Genomic DNA, 6,707 nt, shown 5'->3' with positions numbered 1-6,707 from the left:
CTCCGCGACCTCCTCGGGGTCCAGGTCGGCGAGCTCATGGCGGACGCGGGCGAGGAAGAGCCTCACCTCGGGCGCGATCGGGCTGGTTCCGGTGGTGCTCATGCGCTGACCCCCTGCAGGCTCTGGTTGCCGAGAAGCGTGGTGACGGTGGTGGAGAAGGTGTGCCAGTCGTCGCGCTGCTGCTGGAGCTGGGCGCGGCCGGCCGGGGTGATGCCGTAGTACTTGCGGTGCGGTCCGGACTCCGACGGCACGACGTAGGACGTGAGGGCGCCGGCGGAGTAGAGCCGGCGCAGGGTGCCGTAGACCGACGCGTCGCCGACGTCGGTCAGGCCGCCGTCGCGGAGCCGACGGACGATGTCGTAGCCGTAGGCGTCCTCGGCCTCGACGACCGCGAGCACCGCGAGGTCGAGCACGCCCTTGAGCAGCTGGGTGGTATCCACGCAGCGCACACTACTGTGGAATCCGCACTACCTGCCAGAGCGAAGTACCGGTCGGCGTGTCGCGTGGCCGGGCCCCTGCAGTGGCCTCGGGTTGGCATGATGCTCTCCATGGTGCGGCGCTGGCTCGGGACGCTGATCGTGTTGATGACGGCCACGACGGTCCTGGTGGCCAGCCCGGGGGGACCCGCCAGCGTGGCCGCGGAGACGCCGGCCGGCGTACCCACCTTCGTGGCGCAGTTACCCCCGACCACGACCCAGGTCGTGCGGACGGTCTCGAGCCGGAAGCACTGCCGCAGGGTCTACTGCACCGTCACCCAGGCGTGGGAGCGGGAGGCCGACGGGACCTGGCGGATGCTGCGCGAGTTCCGGTCCACGATCGGGTCTCGCGGCTGGGGGAAGCAGCGCGAGGGCGACCGTCGCTCCCCCGTCGGCGTGTTCGGCATCAAGGTGACGTTCTCCACCGGCAGCCGCGCGCCCGGCCCGATGCCGTGGAAGCGGCGGCTGCCGACCTCGAACGTCTCGTCCCGGGCGGGTGCCGACTACAACACCTGGGTCGAGGTGCCGGGGCTCCGCAGCGGCGACCGGCCGTCCATGCGCTGGGGGCTCGTCGTCGACTACAACAACGTCCGGCTGCGACCCGGCGTCGGTCCCCGGCCGGTGCCCGGCAAGGGCAGCGGGATCTTCCTCCACACCTCCAAGCCGGGTCACCGGTGGGCGCCGACGCTGGGTTGCACCCAGGTCGGCAACCCCCGGGCGATGCGCTGGATCGTGCGCTGGCTGCGGCCCGGGGCGAACCCGCGCGTGGTGCAGCGGCTCTGACGGCCCTGCGCCGGCGTCAGCCCGCGCGCAGCGCCTGGTAGACCGTCCGCACGCCGACCGCCCGCTCCAGCTCGCGGAGCACGCCCCCGAAGAACTGCTCCCGGTAGGTCTCGTCGGTGACCGTGGAGACCGTGAGGTACAGGGCGGAGAAGGACGCCAGGAACAGCGAGACCCGCAGCAGCTCCACGGAGACATTGGGCAGCCACGAGGCGGCCTGCGGCTGCTCCGCCCCGATCCAGCCCGCCTGCACGCCGTCGGTCATCGCGATCGAGCCGAAGACCAGGAAGAACGCGAACACCCCGCCCGCCAGCAGCAGCACCTGGACGAGCTGGATGACGAGCAGCGCCACGATCAGGTTCCATCGCTCGATGCCGGTCACCTCGGCGTACGGCGCGGGGTCGGCGCCCGACTCGAGCAGCTCGGCGCAGGCCGGCTCGACGGGCGTGCCACGGCAGGCACGCGTCAAGAACGCCGCGTCGACGTGGTCGTCGACGAGGTCGACCTCCTCGGGCAGGCGCACGAGCAGGAACGCCGTGGCGATGACGCCGAACAGCACGACGACCAGCCAGAGCGCCGACCGGCAGGTGGGCCGTCATGTCCCACACCTCGGCGTTGATGAACAGGAAGGTGACGAAGAGGAGCAGCAGCGGCAGCGCCCGCGACATCATCGGCAGCAGCCGGGCCAGGGATCCGAACGTGCGGGCCAGGGCCCAGCGCAGGATCGGCCTGGCCCGCAGCGCCGTCAGTCCGTAGCCGAACGCCGCGAGCAGGCCGAGCGTGACCACGAGCGCCGGGCCGGCGCTGATCTCGTCGGAGAGCAGCGCCAGCGCAGCCCCGGCCGACGCGGCGAGCAGCAGGACCGCCACCGCCAGCGGCAGCGCCCGGCGCGGCGCGAGCGCCGCACGCACGGCGGCCCGCTCCTCGGGCACGAAGTAGGCCAGCCCGTGCCGGGCGAACCACGCCTCGGTGGCCCGGAGCACCTCCTCGCGGCCGGTCACGGTCCGACGAGCAGCGCCCGGGTGCGGTCGACGTCGGTGCGCATCTGCTCGATCAGTGCCTCCACCGAGTCGAACGCCTCCATGCCGCGGAGCCGCTCGACGAACTCGACGGTCACTTCCACGCCGTAGAGGTCGAGGTCGGTGCGGTCCAGGACGTAGCTCTCGACCCGCCGCACGATCACCCCGTCGAAGGTCGGGTTGGTGCCGACGCTGATCGCGGCCGGGAACCGCTCGCCGGTGTCGGACCGGGTCAGCCAGCCGGCGTACACGCCGTCGCTGGGGCTGGCGGACATGGCCGCGGTCGGCACGTTCGCCGTCGGGTAGCCCAGCTCGCGGCCGCGCTGCTCGCCCTTGACGACGACGCCGCGGACGGCGTACGGCCGGCCGAGCGCCTCCGCGGCGCCGGCGACGTCGCCGGCGGCCAGGCAGGTGCGGACGTAGGTCGAGGACCACACCTGCGGCCCGCCGTCGAGCGGGATGCCGTCGACCGTGAAGCCGTGGTCGGCGCCGAACCCCGCCAGGCAGGCGACGTCGCCGGCGGCGCGGTTGCCGTACCGGAAGTTGGCCCCCACGACGCAGGCCGCGGCGTGGAGGGTGTCCACCAGCACCCGCTGCGCGAACTCCTCGGGGGTCCAGCTGGCCATGTCGCGGTCGAACGGCAGCGCGAGCACGGCGTCCGCGCCGTGCTCGACGAGCAGGCCCGCCCGCACCTCGAGCGTGGTCAGGGTGGTGGGCGCGTGCTCGGGTCGCAGCACCGCCATGGGGTGCGGGTCGAAGGTGACGGCCACCAGCGTCAGGCCCCGCTCGTCGGCGATCGCGCGCGCCGTCGCCAGCACGTGCTGGTGCCCGAGGTGGACGCCGTCGAAGTTCCCGATGACGACGGCGGTGCGGGCGGACTCGTTCACGAGATCGGCCGGCACCTCGACGAGGGATCGCCACAGCAGCACGAGGGCGACTCTAGCGGGGCGGTCTCCTAGACGAAGACGGCGACCGGTCGCGCAACGGCCCCGTCAGGCCCGCCGGCCGGCTCGTAGAGGGCGAGGAACTCGCCGTCCGGTGCGAAGACGGCGGTCAGGCCGGCCAACGGCAGGTCCAGGCGCCGGCCGTAGCGGACGTCCTGCGCGCGCCCGGCGTCGAGGTCGTACGCCGGGAAGGCGGCCCGCGCCGCGTCGGCGATCGGCAGCACGGCGAACCCGTCCTGGAGCTGCTCGAGGGTGCGGGCCACACCGAGCCCGTAGGGGCCCACCGCGGTGCGGCGCAACGCCGTCAGGTGCCCGCCGACGCCGAGCAGCTCGCCGACGTCGCGCGCGATGGCACGGACGTAGGTGCCGCTCGAGCAGCGCACCGAGATGTCGACATCGACGGCCTCGACACCCTCGACGGCGTCGCCGGCGTGCCGCACCTCGTGCACCACCAGCTCGTGGATCGTCACCGGGCGGGCCTTGAGCTCCACCTCGACGCCCTCGCGGGCCAGCGCGTAGGCGCGCTTGCCGTCGATCTTGATCGCACTGACGGCGGTCGGCACCTGCTCGATGTCACCGGCCTGGGTGGCGAACGCCGCCCGCACCGCATCCGGCCCCAGCCCGGCCGCCGAGGCGCTCGCGACCAGCTCGCCCTCGGCGTCGTCGGTGGTGGTGCGCTGGCCGAGGCGGACGGTGGCGTCGTACGCCTTCTCGGTCAGCATCAGGTGTCCGAGCAGCCGGGTGGCCCGCTCCACCCCCAGCACGAGCACGCCGGTCGCCATCGGGTCCAACGTGCCAGCGTGGCCGACCTTGCGCGTGCCGGCCAGGCGCCGCACCCGCGCGACGACGTCGTGCGAGGTCATGCCCCCGGCCTTGTCGACGACGACCAGGCCGGAGTCCACGCTCACCGCTCGTCGTCCCGTTCGAGGCCCTCGTCGAGGTCCCCGTCGAGCTCGTCGAGCTCGTCCTCGCGGGGCTTCTTGTACGGGTCGGCCTCACCGGCGTACTGCTCGACGCGCGCGGCCGCCACCTGCTCGTCGAGCTCCTTGGCGCGGGCCAGCACCTCGTCGAGGTGGCGGGCGGTCTCCGGCAGCGCGTCGTGGATGAACTCCAGCGACGGGGCGTGCCGCATGGCCAGCTGCTTGGCCACCTCGGACCGGATCAGCCCCTTCGCCGAGGCCAGCGCGGCCGCCGTGGCGTCGAGCTGGGCAGGGTCGTCGCTCATGACGGTGTAGAAGATCGTGGCCTGCTGGCTGTCGCCCGAGACGCGGACGTCGGTCACGGTGACGAAGCCGAGCCGGGGGTCCTTGATCCGGCGCTCCAGCATCTGCGCCACCACGACCTGGATCCGGTCGGCGATCTTGCGCACCCGGGGGTTGCTCATGTCTCTCACTCTCTCAAACGGCCGGCGCCGCCGCAGCCCGAGGGCTGCAGCGGCGCCGGTGTGTCAGCAGCTGGCTCAGCCGCGCGGGATCTCGACGAGCTCGAACGCCTCGACGACGTCGCCTTCCTTGATGTCCTGGAAGTTGCGCAGCACGAGACCGCACTCGAAGCCCTCGCGGACCTCGGAGGCGTCGTCCTTCTCGCGCTTGAGCGAGGCCAGGTCGAGGTTGTCGGCCACCACGTTGCCGTCCCGGATGACCCGGACCTTGGCGTTGCGGCGGATCACGCCGCTGGTGACCATACAACCGGCGATGTTGCCGATCTTCGACGAGCGGAAGATCGCACGGATCTCGGCCTGGCCGAGGGTGCGCTCCTCGTACTCCGGCTTGAGCATGCCCTTGAGCGCGGCCTCGATCTCCTCGATGGCCTGGTAGATGACGGTGTAGTACCGGATCTCCACACCCTCGCGCTCGGCCAGCTCGGTCGCCTTGCCCTGCGGGCGGACGTTGAAGCCGATGATGATGGCGTCGGAGGCGGCCGCCAGGTCGACGTTGGTCTCGGTGATGGCACCGACACCGCGGTCGATGACCCGGATCCCGACCTCGTCGCCGACGTCGATCTTGGCCAGCGCGTCCTCGAGCGCCTCGACCGAACCGGACACGTCGCCCTTGAGGATGAGGTTGAGCTCCTGGCTCTCGCCCTTCTCCATGGAGGCCATGAAGTCCTCGAGGGTACGGCGGACGCGACGCTTGGCCTGCATGGCCGCACGCTCGCGCGCCTCCCGCTTCTCGGCGATCTGGCGCGCCATCCGGTCGTCCTCGACCACGATGAAGTTCTGGCCCGCACCCGGCACCGCCGAGAGGCCCAGGACCATCGCCGGGCGCGCCGGGGCGGCCTCGGTGATCTCCTGACCATGCTCGTCGAGCATGGCGCGGACGCGACCGTGGGCCGGACCGGCGACGATCGAGTCGCCGACGCGCAGCGTGCCGCGCTGCACCAGGATCGTGGCGACCGGACCCCGACCGCGGTCGAGGTGGGCCTCGATGACCAGACCCTGGGCGTCCTGCTCGGCGTTGGCCCGCAGGTCGAGCGAGGCGTCGGCGGTGAGGACGATCGCCTCGAGCAGCTTGTCGATGTTGAGCCCCGACTTGGCCGAGACGTCGACGAACATCGCCTCGCCGCCGTACTCCTCGGGCACCAGGCCGTACTCGGTCAGCTGACCGCGCACCTTGGTGGCGTCGGCCTCGGGCTTGTCGATCTTGTTGACCGCGACCACGATCGGCACACCGGCCGCCTTGGCGTGGTTGAGCGCCTCCACCGTCTGCGGCATGACGCCGTCGTCGGCGGCGACCACGAGGACCGCGATGTCCGAGGACTGCGAGCCGCGGGCACGCATGGCGGTGAACGCCTCGTGACCCGGGGTGTCGATGAAGGTGATCGCACGCTCGTTGCCGTCGACCTCGGTGGCCACCTGGTAGGCACCGATGTGCTGGGTGATGCCACCGGCCTCGCCGGCCTGGACGTTGGCGTTGCGGATCGCGTCGAGGAGGCGGGTCTTACCGTGGTCGACGTGACCCATGACGGTCACGACCGGCGGGCGCACGACCCAGTCGGCCGCGTCGCCCTCGTCGCCGAACTCGATGTCGAAGGACTCGAGCAGCTCGCGGTCCTCGTCCTCGGGCGAGACGACCTGGACGACGTAGTTGAGCTCCTCGCCGAGCAGCTCCAGGGTCTCGTCGCCCACGGACTGGGTGGCGGTCACCATCTCGCCCAGGCTGAACAGCATCTGGACGAGCTGGGCGGCGTCGACGTTGATCTTCTCGGCGAAGTCGGTGAGCGAGGCGCCCCGCGGGAGACGGACGGTCTCGCCGTTGCCCTTGCGGACGCGGATGCCGCCGATCGTCGGGGCCTCCATGGCCTCGAACTCCTGGCGACGCGCCCGCTTCGACTTGCGGCCACGGCGCGACGGGCCGCCGGGGCGACCGAACGCACCCTGGGTCGAGCCGCGCTGGCCGGGACGGCCACCGCCGCCACCGGGGCGACCGGGAGCACCGGCACCGCCACCACCGGGACCGCCACCGAACCCGCCACGGCCGGGCGCGCCG

9 protein-coding genes are annotated in these 6,707 nt (G+C 72.4%); 3 read left to right on the top strand and 6 right to left on the bottom strand.

Annotation, left to right across the window (positions count from 1 at the left end; all coding sequences use genetic code 11):
- Positions 1–98: 98 nt before the first annotated feature.
- A complete protein-coding gene (locus VGE38_RS16730) occupies positions 99–440 on the bottom strand; it encodes a PadR family transcriptional regulator (protein WP_331143692.1) in 342 nt (113 codons plus the stop codon).
- Between the two features lie 96 nt (positions 441–536).
- Here VGE38_RS16730 and VGE38_RS16725 point away from each other — a divergent pair, with 96 nt between their 5' ends.
- On the top strand, positions 537–1,259 hold the full coding sequence (locus tag VGE38_RS16725; protein ID WP_331143691.1) for a L,D-transpeptidase family protein: 723 nt from the start codon (positions 537–539) through the stop codon (positions 1,257–1,259).
- Between the two features lie 16 nt (positions 1,260–1,275).
- Here the strand turns inward: VGE38_RS16725 and VGE38_RS16720 are convergent, their stop codons facing one another.
- Positions 1,276–1,815 carry a hypothetical protein gene (locus tag VGE38_RS16720; RefSeq protein ID WP_331143690.1) on the bottom strand — a complete coding sequence of 180 codons (540 nt, stop codon included), beginning with the start codon at positions 1,813–1,815 and terminating at the stop codon, positions 1,276–1,278.
- Between the two features lie 71 nt (positions 1,816–1,886).
- Here VGE38_RS16720 and VGE38_RS16715 point away from each other — a divergent pair, with 71 nt between their 5' ends.
- Positions 1,887–2,012, top strand: a complete 126-nt coding sequence (locus tag VGE38_RS16715) for a hypothetical protein (RefSeq protein WP_331143689.1) — start codon at positions 1,887–1,889, stop codon at positions 2,010–2,012.
- Between the two features lie 24 nt (positions 2,013–2,036).
- On the top strand, positions 2,037–2,195 hold the full coding sequence (locus VGE38_RS16710; RefSeq protein WP_331143688.1) for a hypothetical protein: 159 nt from the start codon (positions 2,037–2,039) through the stop codon (positions 2,193–2,195).
- 58 nt (positions 2,196–2,253) lie between these two features.
- Here the strand turns inward: VGE38_RS16710 and VGE38_RS16705 are convergent, their stop codons facing one another.
- The 4 genes from VGE38_RS16705 to infB form a co-directional block, all read right to left on the bottom strand.
- Entirely contained in the window at positions 2,254–3,204 is a 951-nt protein-coding gene (locus VGE38_RS16705) for a bifunctional riboflavin kinase/FAD synthetase (protein ID WP_414690997.1), read from the bottom strand.
- Between the two features lie 26 nt (positions 3,205–3,230).
- Complete coding sequence (gene truB, locus VGE38_RS16700; RefSeq protein ID WP_331143687.1) at positions 3,231–4,127, bottom strand: tRNA pseudouridine(55) synthase TruB; 897 nt, start codon at positions 4,125–4,127, stop codon at positions 3,231–3,233.
- On the bottom strand, positions 4,124–4,603 hold the full coding sequence (gene rbfA, locus VGE38_RS16695) for a 30S ribosome-binding factor RbfA (protein WP_331143686.1): 480 nt from the start codon (positions 4,601–4,603) through the stop codon (positions 4,124–4,126). The genes truB and rbfA overlap by 4 nt, the downstream gene beginning before the upstream one ends.
- A gap of 75 nt (positions 4,604–4,678) precedes the next feature.
- Positions 4,679–6,707: translation initiation factor IF-2 (infB, locus tag VGE38_RS16690; RefSeq protein ID WP_331143685.1), on the bottom strand; the 2,029-nt coding region annotated here is incomplete at its 5' end.

It is taken from the genome of Nocardioides sp., assembly GCF_036405735.1.
GTDB lineage: Bacteria > Actinomycetota > Actinomycetes > Propionibacteriales > Nocardioidaceae > Nocardioides.
This window is presented reverse-complemented; position numbering and strand designations above follow the sequence as displayed.